Origin of the sequence: Streptomyces anulatus, assembly GCF_014650675.1 — a bacterium.
Lineage (GTDB): Bacteria > Actinomycetota > Actinomycetes > Streptomycetales > Streptomycetaceae > Streptomyces > Streptomyces anulatus.
The window spans coordinates 949,705-968,732 of sequence record NZ_BMVK01000001.1; the positions used below are offsets into that span (position 1 = coordinate 949,705).

Genomic DNA, 19,028 nt, shown 5'->3' on the forward strand with positions numbered 1-19,028 from the left:
CCACGTCCCATGTGCCGGTATCAGCCGCCGATCACGACGCGGCGTACGCCCGCCCAGTTGGCCGGGTCCGTGGTGCGGCGGCCGTCGACCAGGACGCGGACGTCCGGGAGGTCGGCGGCGGACAGCTCGCGGTACTCGGCGTGGTCGGCCTGGAGGATCGCGGCGGTGACGGCCTGGTGGCTGTCGTGCGGGACGAGGCCCAGGGCGGTCAGCTCCTCGGCGGTGTACATCGGGTCCGAGACGAACGGCACCGCGCCCCGCGCCTTCAGGGCCTCGACGACGCCGAAGACACCGGAGAACGCGGTCTCCTTGACGCCGCCGCGGTAGGCCGCGCCCAGCACCAGGACCCCGACGCCGTCCAGGTCGCCGTAGGCGGCGGCCAGCAGGTCGACGGCGTACGCGGGCATCGCGGCGTTGGCCTCGCGGGCCGAGCGCACGACGGTCGCCTCCGGGTCGTTCCACAGGTACATCCGCGGGTAGATCGGGATGCAGTGGCCGCCGACGGCGATGCCGGGCTGGTGGATGTGGCTGTAGGGCTGGCTGTTGCAGGCCTCGATGACCTTCTTGACGTCGATGTCGTTCTGGTCGGCGAACCGGGCGAACTGGTTGGCCAGGCCGATGTTGACGTCGCGGTAGGTGGTCTCGGCGAGCTTCGCCAGCTCGGAGGCCTCCGCCGTGCCGAGGTCCCAGACGCCGTTGGGGCGGGGCAGGTCCTCGCGCTCGTCGAAGTCGAGGACGGCCTCGTAGAAGGCGACGCCGCGCTCGGCGGACGCCTCGTCGATGCCGCCGACGAGCTTGGGGTAGCGGCGCAGGTCGGCGAAGACCCGGCCGGTGAGCACCCGCTCCGGGGAGAAGACCAGGTGGAAGTCCTCGCCGGGGGTCAGGCCCGAGCCCTCGGCCAGCATCGGCGCCCAGCGGGTACGGGTGGTGCCGACCGGCAGCGTGGTCTCGTAGCTGACCAGGGTGCCGGGCTTCAGGCCCGCCGCGATGGCCTTGGTCGCGGAGTCCATCCAGCCGAAGTCGGGGGTGCCCTCGGCGTCCACGAAGAGCGGGACGACGACCACCACGGCGTCGGACGCGGCGACCGCGGCCGTGGTGTCCGTCGTGGCGGAGAGCAGGCCGGCGCCGACGGTCTCCTTGAGCAGACGGTCGAGGTCGTGCTCACCGGGGAACGGCTCGGTGGCCGCGTTGACGAGCTCGACGACCTTCTCGTTGACGTCCGCGCCGATGACCTTGTGGCCCTTGGCGGCGAACTGCACGGCGAGCGGAAGTCCGATCTTGCCGAGCGCGACTACACAGATATTCATCGGGTTACTTCCTCTTCGACCTGGACAGCGTGCGGCGCAGCCGTGCGCCCACGCCGGACTTCGGTTCCCGCAGGGGGGCCGTCATGATCACGAGCCGGCCCTTGGTGTTGGTGGTCGCCGCCACCCGGTGGGGGTCGGCGGTCCCCCAGCGGCGCGCCAGCGGCATCGGCTGCCCTTCGGTGCGGACCGGGATCTCGTACGGGGAGCCCGCCACGTCCACGTAGAGGCGGACGCCCCTCTTGGTGCGCGTGAGTGCCAGCGGGATACGGGCGGTCAGCAGGGTGCCGCCGTCCTTCGCCGCTTCGGCGGTGAGCGTGCCGCTGCTCTTCGGGCGCGGGGCGTCCTTCGGGAGCTTGCGCGCGCCGGGCTTGTCCGCGCTCTGCGGCATGGCGCCCTGGGCGAGGGCGATGACGGCCGAGGACGTGTCACCGGTGATGCCGGTGCGCAGCCTCACGACGCAGGACAGCTCCGTGCCGTGCTGCTCCCAGTCGGCCGACTCCAGGCGCGTACCGGCGGAGAGGCGGCCCGCCACCGTCTCGCCGAGCACCTCGTAGTACCGGTCGTCGAGGCCGACGGCCGCGTCCCGGAGCCCCGGGTAGGCGGCGAAGGCCCGGTCGCCGTCCAGCAGGAACGGCGGCGCTCCGTGCTCGGTCTCCTCCGCGATGGCGCGGGTCAGCTCCTCGACGGCGCCGCTGCGGGCGAGGCCGAAGCGCACCCGGCGCTTGACGCCGGTGGCGTCGCGCAGGGCGTCGGTGAAGTAGGCGTCCACCAGCGCGCCCACGCCCTCGCACACCTGGCGGCGGGTGTCGGCGTCGAGCGTGGGGAAGTCCTTCTGCAGGAGCTTGGTCAGCTCCCAGGCGAAGTGCCGCTTGAACACGGCGTCACGCCGCGGGCCGGCGGGGATCAGCGCGGCGGTGTGCTGCATGATCCGTTCGACGCAGCGGAGCCTCGCCAGGTGGTCCGCCCGGTAGGTGATGTTGCTCGCGTCACCGCGCTTGACCGCGTAGTAGCAGGTGTAGTCGGAGATCACGGAGATCTTCCGGGCCCGGACGCACGCCTCGATCGTGAACGGCTGGTCGCTGCCGACCGGCATGTCCTCGGGGAAGCGGAGCCCGTGCTTCTCGACCAGCTCGCGGCGGAACAGCTTGGTGTTGGCCAGCGTGAAGGGCAGCTCGGCGTCGTCGAGCGTGACGTCGCGGTTGCCCGTGTACAGCTTCTGGTGGACGTAACGCCCGTTGGTGCCGACCATCTTGCCGACGACCACATCGGACCCGTTGGCGTCGGCGCAGGCGACCATCCGCTCCAGCGCCTCCTCGCCGAGGTGGTCGTCCGAGCCGATGAAGTACACGAAACGGCCGGTCGCCAGGTCGAGAGCGCGGTTGCTCGGCACGGCCGGACCGCCCGAGTTGGGCTGGTGGACGACGGTGAAGACGTCCGGGTACCGCTGCGCGAAGCGGTCGAGTTCCTTGCCGCTGTCGTCGGTCGAACCGTCGTCGACCGCCACGACCTGGAGCCGCTCATGACCGATGCTCTGGCCCACCAGCGAGTTCAGGCACTCGGTGAGGTACGGCATCGTGTTGTAGACGGCTACGACGACCGTGACATCGGGTGTGGTCACCTTCTGGGCTCCTGCTTCTGGTCCCGGTCCGCCGGGATCAGCACCGTGGTGCCGCTGGTGGCGGATTCCAGCACGGAGGCCGCGACCTTGACCGTACGGAGTCCCTGGCGCAGCGTGCAGATGTCGGCGGGCTTGCCCTGCACGGCGTCGCGGAACAGCTCGTGCTCGACGAGCAGCGGCTCGCGCTTGGGGATGGCGTAACGGATCATGTCGCCCTCGGAGACCCCGCGGAAGGCGCGCAGCGCCTCCCACTCGGTGGTGACCGCGGCGTTGGAGTGGAAGGTGAGGTCGGCGGTGAGGGTGTCGGCGATGAAGCAGCCGCGCTCGCCGGTGACCGAGGTGAAGCGTTCCTTGAGCGGGCTCAGCCAGTTGACCAGGTGGTTGACCATCGTGCCGTCGGACAGCTGCCCCACGGCGGAGACCATGTCCTCGTGCGGGCGGCCGGACTTGGAGACGGTGTGGGCCGCGATCGAGGTGTACGTCTGACCGGTGACCCAGCCCGTCAGGTCGATGTCGTGGGTGGCCAGGTCCTTGACCACGCCGACGTCGGCGATCCGGTGCGGGAAGGGGCCCTGGCGACGGGTGACGACCTGGTAGACGTCGCCCAGCTCGCCGGCCTCCAGGCGGGCGCGGAGCGAGAGGAGGGCCGGGTTGCAGCGTTCGATGTGGCCGACGCCGGCCACCAGGCCGCGTGACTCGAACGCGTCGACGAGGCGGCGGGCGCCCTCGACGGTGTCGGCGAGCGGCTTCTCGATCAGGGCGCTGACACCGGCGTCGGCGAGCTGCAGGCCGACCTCCTCGTGCAGCGCGGTCGGGCAGGCCACGACGGCGTAGTCGACGCCGAGGGCGATGAGCTCCTCGACGGTGGACAGCACGGGGGCGCCCTGGGCCCAGCCGTTCTTGTCGCCCATCGGGTCGACGACGCCGACCAGTTCGACGCCCTCCAGGCTCGCGAGGACGCGGGCGTGGTGGCGGCCCATGGAGCCGAGGCCGACGAGTCCGGCCTTCAGTACGGTGCTCACAGGTTCTCCCCCAGGGAGTTCACCGCGGCGGCGATCCGCTGCAGGTCGCCCTCGGTGAGCGAGGGGTGGACGGGCAGCGAGACGACCTCGGCGGCGGCCCGCTCGGTCTCGGGCAGGTCCCAGGTGCGGCCGGCCTTCTGGTCCGGCTCCCAGTAGGGCTTCAGCCGGTGGATCGGCGTCGGGTAGTAGACCGCGTTGCCGATGCCCGCCTCGGTGAGCTTCGCCATCGCGGCGTCCCGGTCGCCGCTGATCCGCACGGTGTACTGGTGGTAGACGTGCCGGGCGCCCTCGGCCACCGGCGGCGTGGTGACGGCCGGGGCGGTGATGTGGGCGTCGAGGTACGCGGCGTTGGCGCGGCGCAGCTCGGTCCACGCCTCCACCTTGCCGAGCTGTACGCGGCCGACGGCGGCGGACACGTCGGTCATCCGCATGTTGGCGCCGACGATCTCGTTGGCGTACCGCTGCTCCATGCCCTGGTTGCGCAGCAGGCGCAGGGTGCGGGCCAGTTCGGCGTCGGCCGTGGTGACCATGCCGCCCTCGAGGGAGTGCATGTTCTTGGTCGGGTAGAAGCTGAAGGTGCCGCCCGCGCCGAACGCGCCGACGGGGGTGCCGTTCAGCGCCGCGGCGTGGGCCTGGCAGGCGTCCTCGACGACGGCGAGCTTGTGCTTGTCGGCGATGGGCATGAGCTTGTCCATCGCCGCGGGGTGGCCGTAGAGGTGCACCGGCATGATCGCGGCGGTGCGCGGCGTGATCGCGGCTTCGACCGCCGCCGGGTCGAGGCCGAAGCTGCCCGGCTCGATGTCGGCGAACACCACGTCGGCGCCGACGAGGCGGACCGCGTTCGCGGAGGCGGCGAAGGAGAAGGAGGGGACGATCACCTCGTCGCCCGGGCCGATGCCCAGGGCCAGCAGCAGCAGGTGAAGGGCCGAGGTCCCCGAGTTGACGGCGACGCAGTGCCGGTCGTCGACCAGGCGGGAGAAGCCCTCTTCGAAGGCCGCGACTTCCGGTCCCTGCACGACGCGACCGCTGCGCAGCACGCGTACTGCGGCCTCGATCTCGTCTTCCCCGATGACTGGGCGGGCAGCAGGAATCGGCTGCTCGTTGATGCTCGTCATGAACGTCCTCCTTGAACACCGCAAGAGCTCGTAACCAGGCAGAGCTCCGAGGTGCGGGACGTCTTACCGAGGTCGCGCGTAACCCCACCGGCGCGATGCCGACGCCCTGCCGAGGAATCCGGCCCGGTCGTTATCTTCGCCGGGCCTTGTCACCAACCGTAGTTTCGTGAAGAACGCTCACACGCATGGCAACCGTCGTCACATTATCAGGGATTTCTTGACCCATTTCGGGCTCGTTAACCGGCCCCTGCATCAGTTCTGAAACAAAGCAGGTGTCCCGCCCCGATGCGCTCGGAGCGGGACACCTGAAGATGAACAACCGGTTACGGATTCATCAGCCGGCCGACGACTCGCCTTCCACGGAAGGCGCGGAAGCCGTTACGGTCGGCGACGACTGCTCAGCGGCGACGGTCTTCTTCGTCGTCTTCTTCGCTGCCGTCTTGGCCGTCGTCTTCTTGGCGGCGGTCTTCTTCGCGACGGTCTTCTTGGCGGCCGTCTTCTTGGCCGGGGCCTTCTTTGCCGCGGCCTTGCGAGCCGTCTTCTTCGCCGGCGTCGGCTCCGCGGATTCGGATTCCGACGTTCCGGATTCCGCTGCTCCCTCGGCGCCCTGTCCGTCGGATTCCGGGGCCTTCGCCTCGGGCGCCGAAGCGATCACGACGACCTCCGCGTCGTCCGACCCGGTGGGCGAGCCCGCCGGAGCGGTGACCTTGCGGGTCACCCGGCGCCGGGCACGCGGCGGGGCGGCCACGGGGGCCTCGGCCTCGGGGGCCTTCTCCTCCGCAACCTCGGGGGCCGGCGTCTCGACGGCGGGCGCCTCGACGACCGGGTCCTCGACCGCGACCGGGTCCGCGACGGGCTCGGCCGGCCGGACCGGCTCAGCGGCCTCGGCCTGCTTCGGCGAACCCGCCGGGGCGGTCGCCTTACGGGTGGCCCGACGGCGCGGACGCCCCTGGGGCGCGGCCTCGACCGGAGCCTCGGGGGCCTCGACGGCCTCCGCGACGGGGGGCTCGGCGACCGGGGTCTCGGCGGGCGTGTCGAGGACCGGCTCGGGCCGGGTCTCGGCGACGGGGGCCTCGACGACCGGGGCGGGCGCCTCGGCCCTCGGGGTGCCGGCCGGGGCCGACGCCTTGCGGGAGGCCCGGCGACGGCCACGGCGCGAGGCGGCCGCCTCGGCCTCGGCGGGGCTGCCGTAGAACTCCTCGTCGGCTGCGACCTCGGGCTCCACGGCCACCGGGGCGGCGACCTCCGCGGCCAACTCGGCCTCGGTCTCGGCGGGTTCGGCCGCGTGCTCGTCGTGACCGTGCTCGTGGTCGTGACCGTGCTCGTGGTCCTGGCCCGCGCCGCCGCGGCCGCGCTTCTTGGACTTCTTGCCGCCGCCACCGCCGCCGACGGACGTCGGCTGCTCCATGTGGACGATGACGCCGCGTCCGTTGCAGTGGACACAGGTCTCGGAGAAGGACTCCAGCAGACCCTGGCCCACCCGCTTGCGGGTCATCTGGACCAGGCCCAGCGAGGTGACCTCGGCGACCTGGTGCTTGGTGCGGTCGCGGCCCAGGCACTCCAGGAGCCGCCGCAGCACCAGGTCCCGGTTGGACTCCAGCACCATGTCGATGAAGTCGACGACGACGATGCCGCCGAGGTCGCGCAGCCGCAGCTGGCGCACGATCTCCTCGGCCGCCTCCAGGTTGTTCCTGGTGACGGTCTCCTCCAGGTTGCCGCCCTGGCCGGTGAACTTGCCGGTGTTGACGTCGACGACGATCATCGCCTCGGTCTTGTCGATCACCAGCGAACCGCCGCTGGGCAGGTAGACCTTGCGGTCCAGCGCCTTCATCAGCTGCTCGTCGATGCGGTACGTCGCGAAGACGTCGACCTCGGAGGTCCAGCGCGACAGCCGCTCCGTCAGGTCGGGCGCGACGTGCGAGACGTAACCGTGGATGGTCTCCCACGCCTCGTCGCCGCTGACGATGACCTTGGAGAAGTCCTCGTTGAAGATGTCGCGGACGACCCGGACGGTCATGTCCGGCTCGCCGTAGAGCAGCGTCGGCGCGTTGGAGCCGCTGGTGCCCTTCGCCTTCTTCTGGATGTCCTCCCACTGCCCCTGGAGCCGCTCGACGTCACGGCGCAGCTCGTCCTCGCTCGCGCCCTCGGCTGCGGTGCGCACGATGACGCCCGCGTCCTCGGGGACGATCTTCTTGAGGATGGTCTTGAGGCGGGAGCGCTCGGTGTCGGGCAGCTTGCGGCTGATCCCGGTCATCGAACCCTCGGGCACGTAGACGAGGTAGCGGCCGGGCAGCGAGACCTGGCTCGTCAGACGCGCGCCCTTGTGGCCGATCGGGTCCTTGGTCACCTGGACCAGGACCGACTGGCCGGACTTGAGCGCGGTCTCGATGCGGCGCGGCCCGTGGGCCATGCCGAGCGCCTCGAAGTTGACCTCACCGGCGTACAGGACGGCGTTGCGGCCCTTGCCGATGTCGACGAAGGCGGCCTCCATGGACGGCAGCACGTTCTGGACCTTGCCCAGGTAGACGTTGCCGACGTAGCTGGTGGCCTGCTCCTTGTTGACGTAGTGCTCGACGAGCACGTTGTCCTCGAGGACGCCGATCTGGGTGCGCTCGCCGCTCTGACGAACGACCATCACCCGCTCGACGGCCTCGCGGCGGGCGAGGAACTCCGCCTCGGTGATGATCGGAACCCGGCGGCGGCCCTGCTCGCGGCCCTCGCGGCGGCGCTGTTTCTTGGCCTCCATACGGGTCGAGCCCTTGATGGACTGGACCTCGTCGAAGCCGGTGCCCGGCTCGCGCTCCTCCTTCTTGCGGGGCTCGCGGACCTTGACGACCGTACGCTCCGGGTCGTCGGCGGTGCCGTGGTCGGCCTCGGCGGCGGCGTCACCGCTGCGGCGACGGCGACGGCGACGACGGCGGCTGCTGCTCGACCCGGAGGCCGAGGAGTCGTCGTCCTCGTCGCTCTCGTCGGCGTCCCGACCCCGGCCCTGCTCGTCCTCGGAGCGGGACTCCTCGGCACGGGACGGCGCGGGCGCGTCGTCGACGTGCTGCTCGTCGTCCGTGTCGTTGGCCTCGCCACGGCGGCGGCGACGGCCGCCACGACGGCGACGGCGCGAGGGGCGGTCGCCGTACTCGTCGGTGTCCTCGCCCTCGTGCTCGTCCGCCTCGTGCTCGGCCTCGGGGGCCTCCTCGGCGGGCTGCTCGACGGGGGCCGCCACGGGAGCGGCGGGCTCGGCGGCCTGCTCGGTCCCGTCGGCCTCGCCACGACGGCGGCGACGGCGGCGCGAGCCGCCCTGCGGCGCGGCCTCGGCGGGCGGAGCGCTCTGCTCGACCTCGGCGGTCTGCTGCTCCTCGACCTCGTCGGCCTCGTCGTGCGAGGAGGAACCGGCCGCGGCAGCGGCGGCGGCCGCGGTCTCGGGGGTCTGGAACATCGGCTCGGCGAAGACCGGGGCCTGGAAGACGGCGACGGCGGGGCGCGTCGCGCGCCGGCCCTTGCGGGTCGGCTCGTCGGTCTTCGCGGTGAACTCGGGGCGACCGGCGGCGGCGGTGGCCCGGCGGCGCTGGCGTCCGCGCGGGGCGGCCTCCTCGACCTCCTCCACCTCGGCGGCGAGCTCCTCGGCGACGGCGGCGGGCAGGCTCTCGCCGGCCTCGACGGGCTCCGCGGGGGTCTCGACGGCCGGCTGCGGCGAACCGGCGGGCGCGGACGCCTTACGGGACGCGCGGCGGCGGGTGCGCGGGGCCGGGGTCTCCTCCACGGCCTCCGCCTCGGCCGCGGGGGCCTCGGCGGCGGCGGGGGCCGGCTCGGTCACCGTCTCGGCGACCGGCGCGGTGGCACCCGGCGTACCGGCCGGGGCCGAGGCACGGCGGCGGGTGCGGCCGCGAGGGGCCTGTGCGGGCTCCTCGGCGACGGCAGCGGCGGGCTCGGCGGCCTCGACCACGGCGGCGGGCTCGGCGGCGACAGCCGGCTCGACCACGACGGCGGCCTCCGCGGCCACCGGGGCGCCCGCGGGGGCGGTGGCCTTGCGGGAGGCGCGACGGCGACGGGGCGCCGGGGGCTCCTCGACGATCTCCACGGCGGCCACGGCCTCTTCCTCGGGGTCGACGGCCTCGGGGTCGAGGTCGGCGACGGGCTCGGCCGGGGTCTCGACGGCCGGGGCGGGGGCTTCGGCGGCCTCCGGTGCACCGGCCGGGGCGGTCGCCTTGCGGACCGCGCGGCGGCGGGTGCGCGGCGCGGGTGCGGCGGGCTCCTCCTCGGCGGCGGGCTCGGGGGCCTCGGCGACCGGGGCGGGCTCGGCGTTCTCCACCGGCTCCGGGGCTCCGGCGGGCGCGGTGGCCTTACGCACGGCGCGACGGCGCGTGCGGGCGGGCGGAGCGGTCTCGGCGGCCGTTTCCCCGGGCGTGTCGTCCGGGGCGGGGGCGGCGGACCCGTCGGCCGGTATGGCCGGCGTGACGTCCTCGGCGGGGGCCACGGCAGCGCCGGGCGGGCCCGCCGGGCGGGAAGCGGCGCGGCGCCTGCGGCGCGGCGGCAGCTTGTCCCCGGGGGTGTTCTCTTCGTTGTTCCCGGTCGTGCCGGGTTCGTTCGGCTGAGGCATGCGGGCGGTTCTCCCGTCGTGCTCCCGGGCGCCGCGTCTGATTCCGGTCCGGCACGGTCCGCAGTGGTGCGATACCGCCGTCCGGGGCGCGGGCGCCGCACGGGAGCTGATGTCTGGCTCGCCGGTTCCGTATGCGGTGTGCGTACGGCCTGGCGAAAGTCTTGTGGGTCAGTGCGCGGCCCGACCCAGGTGGCTCCCGAGTCGGAGGGCTGCGCTACAACGACCGCCTTACGCGGAACCTGCACCTTCCGGCGCCGTCGCGACGGCTGCCCCGGCGACCGCGGAATGTGCGGTCGGGGCGGCCTCGCGGTCGGGCGCGAGCGGGTCGGTCACCGTGCCGGACTCCTCGTCGAAGAGCCCCTGCGCCAGCCTCGTCACCGCGGCGGGGACGGGCGGCGCCAGGTCGGCCACAGCTCGGAGACCGGACAGGACGTCGTCGGGTCGCACGGCAGGTGTCACGTGCCGAACAACCAGGCGCAGTATCGCACAGGGCCGCTCGCCCGGCCTATCGGCGACGACCCGCAGGTCGGCGACCGCGGCACGGGCGTCGAACGTCCGGATGCCGTTCTTCGCCTTGCGCTGGACCTCTACGGCCTCGGCGTCGTTGAAGGCGGCCACGGCGGTGCGGACGTCCTCGGGGTCGACGCCGTCCAGGCGCATCTCCCAGACCGATGCGGTGAGCCGCTCGGCCAGGCCCGAGGTACGGGCCTCCACGGCGTCGATGATGTCGAGGCCGTCCGGCATCGACGCGTCGAGCAGTCCGCGCAGGACCTCGGGGTCCCGCGCCTCGGTGAGGGCGATCTCCAGGAACTCCGCCTCACTGCCCGTGCCGGTGGGTGCGGCATTGGCGTAGGAGACCTTGGGGTGGGGGGTGAAGCCCGCCGAGTACGCCATCGGCACCTCGGAGCGGCGCAGTGCCCGCTCGAAGGCCCGCTGGAAGTCTCGGTGGCTGGTGAACCGGAGGCGGCCGCGCTTGGTGTAGCGCAGGCGGATGCGCTGCACTGCCGGTGCGGGCGGCGGGCCTTCGGGCTGTCGCTTGCCCAGTGGTTCTTCTCCTCGGTGCGGGGCGGGCGCGGTGGCGCGCCGCCCACAAAATTCGGGTGGCCCCCGGGTGCCGCTCCGGCTCACCCCTGCTTGACGAATTTCTCGCCGAGCGGAGAGGTCTCGGACGCCTGCGCCGCGCTGGGGACAGTCGTTGTACTACCCAGAGTACGCGCAGGGATCCCCTGCGGTTCCCGGGACCGTGCGCCGTCCGTGGAGCCGACCAGCGCCCGCCAGGCGTCGCGGCGCGCCTGGCGCACGGTTTCCCGGGCGGACGCGAGGGCCGCGCGGGCGGCCCGGCCCGTCTCGGCGGCGGCGCGGCGGGCCGGGGCCCACACGGAGTCGCGCACGAAGTGGCCGATGGGCGTGCACACGGTGCGGTACGCCCAGGAGACGGGCGCGACGATCAAGTACCGGGCGATCGTGGCGAGGGCCCGGCCGACGGCCCGGGAGACGTACCTGGTGACGCGCCAGGCGACCTCGAACGCGGCGGCGATCTCCCGGCCGATCGGGGCGAGGATCCGGCGGTACGTCCAGGAGACGGGGGCGACGAGCAGTGTCATGACCAGCCAGGCGAGGGCGATGCCCAGCCCGCGTCCGGTGGCCGCGATCCCCCGCCAGACCTGGCCCAGCACCCAGGCCGTACCCTGCCACAGCCTGCCCAGGACCCAGGCCGTGCCGAGGCCGAGAGGGGTGAGGACGGCCCCGTACAGCCACACCACCGGGACGATCAGGCCGTAGCGCACCGCCGGGACGATCACATAGCGCCACAGAGCCGCGACCGGCAGGACGAGCAGGGTGGTGAGCAGCCAGGTCAGGCCGGTTCCGAGACCTCGTGCCGCCGGGGCCAGCAGGGCGGTGCCGATCCATCGCAGGCCGTGGCCCAGCGGGGTGAGGACGGTCCCGTACAGCCATACCGCCGGCGCGGCGATCCCGTAGCGGGCGACGGGGACGACCACGTACCGCCACAGGCCGATCCAGGGCCAGAGGAGAAGAGCGACGGCCAGCCAGGAGGCGGCCTTGCCCAGCGGGGTGAGGACCCAGGTGTACAGCCAGGTCAGCGGGGTCAGTACGAGGGTGTCGAGGAGCCGTGCCAGGGCACGGCCCAGCGGGCGCAGCAGGACACGGTCGGCGGCGCGCCAGAGGGCGGTGAGCGCGTCCCAGACCATGCGGACGGGAAGGACGAGCACCACGACCACGATGCGCACCGGGATCCTGATCAGCGTGGTCAGAATGCCTTCGCCGGGCTCGTATCCCTGTGGGGCCTGGTGCTTGCCGTAGTCCATGCCGTCAAGGACGCGTCAGGCCCGGTCCGGGGTTGCCGGCCGGGCCTGACGTCACCGTGTTGTCACACGGACCGTGCGTGGACTACTTGTTGACGACGCTGAGCGGCAGGAGCTTCTTGCCGGTCGGGCCGATCTGGATGTCCAGGTCGAGCTGCGGGCAGACGCCGCAGTCGAAGCAGGGGGTCCAGCGGCAGTCCTCGACCTCGGTCTCGTCGAGCGCGTCCTGCCAGTCCTCCCAGAGCCAGTCCTTGTCCAGGCCGGAATCGAGGTGGTCCCAGGGCAGGACCTCCTCGTAGGTGCGCTCGCGGGTGGTGTACCAGTCGACGTCGACCCCGAACTCGGGCAGCGTCTTCCCGGCGCAGTTCATCCAGAGGTCGTAGCTGAAGTGCTCGCGCCAGCCGTCGAAGCGGCCGCCGGACTCGTAGACCGCGCGGATGACGGAGCCGACGCGCCGGTCGCCGCGCGAGAGGAGTCCCTCGACGATGCCGGGCTTGCCGTCGTGGTAGCGGAAGCCGATGGAGCGGCCGTACTTCTTGTCGCCGCGGATCTTGTCGCGGAGCTTCTTCAGCCGGGCGTCGGTGTCCTCGGCGCTGAGCTGCGGGGCCCACTGGAAGGGGGTGTGCGGCTTGGGGACGAAGCCGCCGATGGAGACCGTGGCGCGGATGTCGTTCTGGCCGGAGACCTCGCGGCCCTTGGCGATGACGTTGACCGCCATGTCGCCGATCTGGAGGACGTCCTCGTCGGTCTCGGTGGGGAGGCCGCACATGAAGTACAGCTTCACCTGACGCCAGCCGTTGCCGTACGCGGTGGCGACCGTCCGGATCAGGTCCTCCTCCGAGACCATCTTGTTGATGACCTTACGCATGCGCTCGGAGCCGCCCTCGGGGGCGAAGGTGAGTCCGGAGCGGCGGCCGTTGCGGGTCAGCTCGTTGGCCAGGTCGACGTTGAACGCGTCGACGCGGGTCGAGGGCAGCGAGAGGCCGACCTTGTCCTCGGTGTAGCGGTCGGCGAGGCCCTTGGCGATGTCGCCGATCTCGCTGTGGTCGGCGGAGGAGAGCGAGAGCAGGCCGACCTCCTCGAAGCCGGTCGCCTTGAGGCCCTTCTCGACCATCTCGCCGATGCCGGTGATGCTTCGCTCCCGCACGGGGCGCGTGATCATGCCGGCCTGGCAGAAACGGCAGCCGCGGGTGCAGCCGCGGAAGATCTCCACGGACATCCGCTCGTGCACGGTCTCCGCGAGCGGGACGAGCGGCTGCTTGGGGTAGGGCCACTCGTCGAGGTCCATCACCGTGTGCTTGGAGACCCGCCACGGCACGCCGGACCGGTTGGGCACGACGCGGCCGATGCGGCCGTCGGGGAGGTACTCGACGTCGTAGAAGCGCGGGACGTAGACCCCGCCGGTCTTCGACAGCCGGAAGAGCACCTCGTCACGGCCGCCGGGGCGGCCCTCGGCCTTCCAGGCGCGGATGATCTCGGTGATCTCCAGGACGGCCTGCTCGCCGTCGCCGACGACCGCGCAGTCGATGAAGTCCGCGATCGGCTCGGGGTTGAACGCGGCGTGGCCGCCCGCGAGGACGATCGGGTGGTCCACGTCACGGTCCTTGGACTCCAGCGGGATGCCCGCGAGGTCCAGGGCGGTGAGCATGTTGGTGTAGCCCAGCTCGGTGGAGAAGCTCAGTCCGAAGACGTCGAACGCGCCGACGGGGCGGTGGCTGTCCACGGTGAACTGCGGCACGTTGTGCTCGCGCATCAGCGCTTCGAGGTCCGGCCAGACGCTGTACGTGCGCTCGGCGAGGACGCCTTCGCGCTCGTTGAGCACCTCGTAGAGGATCATGACGCCCTGGTTGGGGAGTCCGACCTCGTAGGCGTCGGGGTACATGAGGGTCCAGCGGACGTCGCAGCTGTCCCACTCCTTGACGGTGGAGTTCAGCTCACCGCCGACGTACTGGATGGGCTTCTGCACATGCGGGAGCAGAGCTTCGAGCTGTGGGAAGACCGATGCGGCAGACATCTCGCGAACCTTCGTGAGCCGGCAGGGGTGACCATCCAGCGTACCCCGGTACTCACGCCCTCAGATCCGCGCGCAGTCCGGGGGCGCTCGCGCGGGCCCAGACCTCGGGCAGCTCGCGCTCCCGGGCCTCGGCCGCGGCCTCCTCCTGTCCGTACAGGAGCCCCCAGGTGAACGCGGTCTCCCCCGCCGCGTGCGACTGGATCGCGAGCATGCGCAGGGCCTCGCGGGCGACGACGCTGTCCTGGTGGTCGCCGAGGACCGTCTGCACGGCCTTCACACGTTTGGTGAAGCGTTTGGCGGGCTTGCCGAGCGCCGGCCGGGCCGCCTCGCCCGCGTACCGGGCGCGTTTGGCGGCCTTGCGGGCCTCGTGCAGCGCCGCGTCGCGCTCCGGTCCGGGCGGCTGTCCGAGCGCGTGGCCGACGCGGGTGGCTAGGCGTTCGTAGTCCTTGAGCACCGCCCGGGGCAGGGCCTTGCCGGGCGCGCGGCCGGCGGCGGGGCGCAGGGGCGGGTCGGCGCTCAGCGCGTCGAGGGCGTCCAGGAGGTCCAGATACCGCTTCCCGTCCAGTACGTCGATGATCCTGCGGCGCGATCCGGTGCGGCGGGCGGCCGACCAGGCGCGGAGGCGGCCGCGCACCGGGCCGAGCGTCAGGGTGGCGGGCAGGGCCTCGATGCGGGAGCCGAGGCGCTCGTCCAGGACCTCCTGGTCGCGGTCGAGGCCCAGTTCGGCGGCGAGCCACTTGAGCTCCGCGCCGAGGGGGTCGGTGGCCTCGCGGTCGAGGATCTTGCGGTGGGTCTTGAAGGTGCTGCGCAGCCTGCGGGTGGCGACACGCATTCTGTGCACGGAGTCGGGCAGGTCGCGGCGGACGGCGGGGTCGAGGTCGACGATCGTGCGGATCTGTTCGCGTACGTAGGCGAGGACGTGGTCGCCCGCGGTCCGGGGCCCGTCCGGTTCCGGTCGCTTCCCCCGGTGTTCGGGGGCCGTCTCGGCCAGGGCCCGGGCGAGCTTGGAGGCGGAGCCGGCGGGGCGCACCCCGGCCTTGCGCAGCCGCTTCTCGACGGCGTCCAGGATCGCGGGGTCGCCGTCGTCGGCCAGCTCCACCTCGATCTCGGTCCAGACGGCCGTGGTGCCGGTGCCCTCCCCCGCGAGCCGCTCGGCGCGCACCCGGTCGATGCTGACCTCGGCGAGGAGGGTGCCGTCGGCGGCGGTCAGGTGGTGGACGTCACGGGCGGAGAGCAGCCGGACGACGGGGGTGATCTCCGCGTGGCGGACCCGGGAGCGCAGGAGGGCGGCCAGCGGGGGCGGCAGGGTGTCGGCGAGCGGCTCGCGGATCTCGTCGCGGATGCCGGTGGCGACGGGGAACTTCAGGTGCCAGCCCTCGTCCGCCCCGCCGGTCCTGCGGCGCAGGGTGAGGGCGTCGGCGGCGAGGCGGAGGTCGGCGGTGTCGTAGTAGACGGCGTCGAGCTCGGTCAGGCCGTGGTGGACCGTCCGGTCGACCCCGGCCGCCCGGGTCAGGTCGGGCAGCCGGGTGTCGTCGGTGGCTTCGTACTTCCGCTCGATCTCGCGCTTGGTGTCCGCCATATACGGACACCTACCCGCGTGGGCCGGGTTCAGGCGGACAACGGCCGTTGCACCCTGATGGACTGCAACAGCCCGATCGCCACCCAGACGGCGAACATCGAGGATCCGCCGTAGGAGACGAAGGGCAGCGGCAGCCCGGCGACCGGCATGATGCCGAGCGTCATGCCGATGTTCTCGAAGGACTGGAAGGCGAACCAGGCGATGATCCCGGCGGCGACGACCGTGCCGTACAGCTCGGTGGTCTCGCGGGCGATCCGGCAGGCGCGCCACAGGATGACGCCCAGGAGCAGGAGGATCAGTCCCGCGCCGAGGAAGCCCAGCTCCTCGCCGGCGACGGTGAAGACGAAGTCGGTCTGCTGCTCGGGCACGAACTGACCGGTGGTCTGGGTGCCTTCGAAGAGCCCGGTGCCGGTGAGCCCGCCGGAGCCGATCGCGATACGGGCCTGGTTGGTGTTGTAGCCGACGCCCGCCGGGTCGAGCGCGGGGTTGGCGAAGGCGGCGAAGCGGGCGATCTGGTAGTCGTCGAGCAGGCCGAGCTGCCAGACGGCGACGGCTCCGCCCGCGCCCGCGCCGATGAGGCCGAAGACCCAGCGGTTGGAGGCGCCGGAGGCCAGCAGGATGCCGAGGACGATGACGGCCATGACCATCACCGAGCCGAGGTCCGGCATGAGCATGACGATGGCCATGGGGATGGCCGCGAGGCCCAGCGCCTTGGCGACGGTCCGGTGGTCGGGGTGGGCCTGGTCGCCCGCGTCCACGCGGGCCGCCAGCAGCATCGCCATCACGAGGATGATGGTGATCTTCGTGAACTCGGAGGGCTGGATCGAGAAGCCGGCGGGGAGCTTGATCCACGCGTGGGCGCCGTTGACCGTGGTGCCGAGCGGGGTGAGGACCGCCAGGACCAGCAGCACCGAGATGCCGTAGAGGACCGGGACGGCCCCGCGCAGCGTGCGGTGGCCGAGCCAGATCGTGCCGATCATCAGGGCGAGGCCGATGCCGGTGTTGAGGGCGTGCCGCAGGAGGAAGAAGTACGGATCGCCCTGGGTGAGGTGGTCGCGGTTGCGGGTCGCGGACCACACGAGCAGCGCGCCGAGGAACGAGAGCGCGAGCGCGGCTCCGAGCAGCGGCCAGTCCAGCCGCCGCAGGAGGGAGTCCCGGGCGGTCAGCTTGGCCCAGGAGCCCTGGTCGGGGCCGTACCGGGAGACGGAGAATCCACCTGCCATCAGGGTTGCCTCCCCGTCGACGCCGGTGATCCGGTGAGTCCGGGCTGGCCTCCGGGCGGCAGGGGCAACTGGGGCTCCTGTCCCCCCGGCTGCTCCTCGGGCTCGACCGGAGTGGGGTCGTAGGGCTTGACCTTCGGCGCGTAGATCGAGCCGTCGGGCTGGATCTTCGGCAGCGCCTTCTGGGGCTTCGGCAGCAAGGCCCTCTTCTTGTCCTGGTTGCCCTCGGCGTCGAGGCCGTAGAGCGCGTCGTAGATCTTGCGGACTGCGGGTCCGGCGGAGCCGGAGCCGGTGCCGCCCTGGGAGATCGTCATGACGATCGTGTAGTCGTCGGTGTAGGTCGCGAACCAGCCGGTGGTCTGCTTGCCGTACACCTGGGCCGTACCGGTCTTGGCGCGCATCGGGATCTTGTCCTGCGGCCAGCCGCCGAACCGCCAGGCGGCGGTGCCGCCGGGCTCGACCACCGAGCGCAGCCCCTTGTCGAGGTCCTTGATGGTCTGGGCGCTGACCGGGAGCTTGCCGCCGACCTTGGGCTTGATCTCCTGGACGGTCTTGCCGTCGGGGCTGATCACGGCCTTGCCGACGGTGGGCTCGTGGAGGGTGCCGCCGTTGCTGATGGCGGCGTAGGCGGTGGCCATCTGGATGGGCGTGACGAGCACGTCACCCTGGCCGATCGAGTAGTTGATGCTGTCGTAGGCCTTGAGCTGATTGCCTTCGAGGCAGCTCTCGTAGGCGATCTGCTGGACGTAGGTGCCGCCCTTCTTGCCCTCCTTGCACCAGGCGTCCTTGTTGGCCTCCCAGAAGTCCTGCTTCCACTGGCGGTCCGGGATGCGGCCCTTGACCTCGTTGGGCAGGTCGATGCCGGTCTCGGCGCCGAGCCCGAAGTCACGGGCGGTGCGGTAGAACCAGTCCTTGGCGTCCTTCTTCGGCTTTATGCCGCCGTCCTTCGCCCACTCCTCGTGGCCGAGACGGTAGAAGACGGTGTTGCAGGAGTACTTGAGCGCGTCGCCGAGGGTGATGGGGCCGTGCCCCTGGGACTCGAAGTTGGCGAACGTCTGGTTGCCGAGGCTGTACGAGCTGCTGCACTGGTAGAGGTCGTTGAAGTCGTGACCGGCGCGCACGGCGGCGCTCGCCGACACCACCTTGAAGATCGAGCCGGCCGGGGCCTGGCCCTGGATGCCCCGGTTGAGCAGCGGGTAGTTGGACTTCTTGCTCGTGAGCTTGGCGTACTGCTTGCCGGAGATGCCGCCGACCCAGTCGTTGGGGTCGTAGTCGGGCTGGGAGGCCATCGACACGATGCGGCCCGTCTTCGACTCCATCACGACGACGGCGCCGGAGTCGGCCTCGTACTTACGGCCGGTGATCTTGTCGGTCTCGCCGCGGACCAGCTTCATCGCGGCGGCGAGCTCGTGCTCGGCGACCGCCTGGACGCGGGCGTCGAGGCTGGTGACGAGCGTGGAGCCGGCCACCGCCGGGTCGCTCTCCGCCTCGCCCATGACGCGGCCGAGGTTGTCGACCTCGTAGCGGGTGACGCCCGCCTTGCCGCGCAGTTCCTTGTCGTAGGTGCGCTCGATCCCCGACCGGCCGACCTGGTCGGAGCGGAGGTAGGGCGACGGGCCGTCCTGCGCCTTCTGGATCTCGTCGTCGGTGACGGGCGAGAGGTAGCCGAGGACCTGTGCGGTCCTCGCCTTGGCGGGTGCCGCGTAGCGGCGTACGGCGGTGGGTTCGGCGGTGATGCCGGGGAAGTCCTCGGCGCGCTCGCGAATCTGGAGGGCCTGCTGGGTGGTGGCCTCGTCGGTGACCGGGATCGGCTGGTAGGGCGATCCGTTCCAGCAGGGCTGGGGGGTCTTGGAGTCGCAGAGGCGGACCTTGTCCTGGACGTCCTTCGCCTTCATGTCCAGGACGTCGGCGAGACGGGTGAGGACGCCGACGCCGTCGTCCTTCATCTTCAGCAGCTCGGTGCGGCTCGCGGAGACGACGAGGCGGGTCTCGTTGTCGGCGAGCGGCACGCCGCGGGCGTCGAGGATCGAGCCGCGCACGGCGGGCTGGACGACCTGCTGCACACCGTTGCCCGCGGCTTCGGCGGTGTACTCGTCGCCGTTGCGGATCTGGAGGTACCACAGCCGCCCGCCGAGGGTGAGCAGCAGCGAGAAGACGAGGACCTGGATGACGATGAGCCGGATCTGGACCCGCTGGGTCCGCCCGGTCTCGGGAATGTTGCTCACGGGGTCCCCC

11 protein-coding genes are annotated in these 19,028 nt (G+C 72.1%); all 11 read right to left on the minus strand.

Features of this window, described 5'->3' with window-relative positions; all coding sequences use genetic code 11:
* Positions 1–20: 20 nt before the first annotated feature.
* The 11 genes from IE272_RS04175 to mrdA all read right to left on the minus strand — a co-directional run bounded on the left by IE272_RS04175 (position 21) and on the right by mrdA (position 19,018).
* Positions 21–1,307, minus strand: a complete 1,287-nt coding sequence (locus IE272_RS04175; protein WP_056706903.1) for a nucleotide sugar dehydrogenase — start codon at positions 1,305–1,307, stop codon at positions 21–23.
* A gap of 4 nt (positions 1,308–1,311) precedes the next feature.
* Complete coding sequence (locus IE272_RS04180) at positions 1,312–2,925, minus strand: glycosyltransferase family 2 protein (protein WP_056706906.1); 1,614 nt, start codon at positions 2,923–2,925, stop codon at positions 1,312–1,314.
* Positions 2,922–3,947, minus strand: a complete 1,026-nt coding sequence (locus IE272_RS04185) for a Gfo/Idh/MocA family protein (protein WP_190006266.1) — start codon at positions 3,945–3,947, stop codon at positions 2,922–2,924. The genes IE272_RS04180 and IE272_RS04185 overlap by 4 nt, the downstream gene beginning before the upstream one ends.
* The gene (locus IE272_RS04190) at positions 3,944–5,062 is read right to left on the minus strand and encodes a DegT/DnrJ/EryC1/StrS family aminotransferase (protein WP_190006267.1); all 1,119 of its coding nucleotides are present in this window, start codon (positions 5,060–5,062) and stop codon (positions 3,944–3,946) included. Before IE272_RS04190 ends, IE272_RS04185 begins: the two co-directional genes overlap by 4 nt.
* Positions 5,063–5,396: 334 nt before the next feature.
* Complete coding sequence (locus tag IE272_RS04195; protein WP_190006268.1) at positions 5,397–9,656, minus strand: ribonuclease E/G; 4,260 nt, start codon at positions 9,654–9,656, stop codon at positions 5,397–5,399.
* A 228-nt stretch (positions 9,657–9,884) separates the two neighbouring features.
* On the minus strand, positions 9,885–10,658 hold the full coding sequence (locus IE272_RS04200; RefSeq protein WP_190006269.1) for a TIGR03936 family radical SAM-associated protein: 774 nt from the start codon (positions 10,656–10,658) through the stop codon (positions 9,885–9,887).
* Between the two features lie 122 nt (positions 10,659–10,780).
* The gene (locus tag IE272_RS04205; RefSeq protein ID WP_190006270.1) at positions 10,781–11,983 is read right to left on the minus strand and encodes a hypothetical protein; all 1,203 of its coding nucleotides are present in this window, start codon (positions 11,981–11,983) and stop codon (positions 10,781–10,783) included.
* Between the two features lie 82 nt (positions 11,984–12,065).
* Complete coding sequence (locus IE272_RS04210; RefSeq protein ID WP_050360741.1) at positions 12,066–13,994, minus strand: TIGR03960 family B12-binding radical SAM protein; 1,929 nt, start codon at positions 13,992–13,994, stop codon at positions 12,066–12,068.
* Between the two features lie 52 nt (positions 13,995–14,046).
* Positions 14,047–15,573, minus strand: a complete 1,527-nt coding sequence (locus IE272_RS04215; protein ID WP_098892629.1) for a CYTH and CHAD domain-containing protein — start codon at positions 15,571–15,573, stop codon at positions 14,047–14,049.
* A 29-nt stretch (positions 15,574–15,602) separates the two neighbouring features.
* Complete coding sequence (rodA, locus tag IE272_RS04220; protein WP_050360743.1) at positions 15,603–16,796, minus strand: rod shape-determining protein RodA; 1,194 nt, start codon at positions 16,794–16,796, stop codon at positions 15,603–15,605.
* Entirely contained in the window at positions 16,796–19,018 is a 2,223-nt protein-coding gene (gene mrdA, locus IE272_RS04225; RefSeq protein ID WP_098892628.1) for a penicillin-binding protein 2, read from the minus strand. The genes rodA and mrdA overlap by 1 nt, the downstream gene beginning before the upstream one ends.
* Positions 19,019–19,028: the final 10 nt, after the last annotated feature.

Bases quoted from the DNA above. Each gene is read 5' to 3' on its own strand.
- IE272_RS04175 (WP_056706903.1), bottom strand. From the start codon at position 1,307: ATGAATATCTGTGTAGTCGCGCTCGGCAAGATCGGACTTCCGCTCGCC.
- IE272_RS04190 (WP_190006267.1), bottom strand. From the start codon at position 5,062: ATGACGAGCATCAACGAGCAGCCGATTCCTGCTGCCCGCCCAGTCATC.
- IE272_RS04195 (WP_190006268.1), bottom strand. From the start codon at position 9,656: ATGCCTCAGCCGAACGAACCCGGCACGACCGGGAACAACGAAGAGAAC.
- IE272_RS04205 (WP_190006270.1), bottom strand. From the start codon at position 11,983: ATGGACTACGGCAAGCACCAGGCCCCACAGGGATACGAGCCCGGCGAA.
- IE272_RS04210 (WP_050360741.1), bottom strand. From the start codon at position 13,994: ATGTCTGCCGCATCGGTCTTCCCACAGCTCGAAGCTCTGCTCCCGCAT.
- IE272_RS04215 (WP_098892629.1), bottom strand. From the start codon at position 15,573: ATGGCGGACACCAAGCGCGAGATCGAGCGGAAGTACGAAGCCACCGAC.
- rodA (WP_050360743.1), bottom strand. From the start codon at position 16,796: ATGGCAGGTGGATTCTCCGTCTCCCGGTACGGCCCCGACCAGGGCTCC.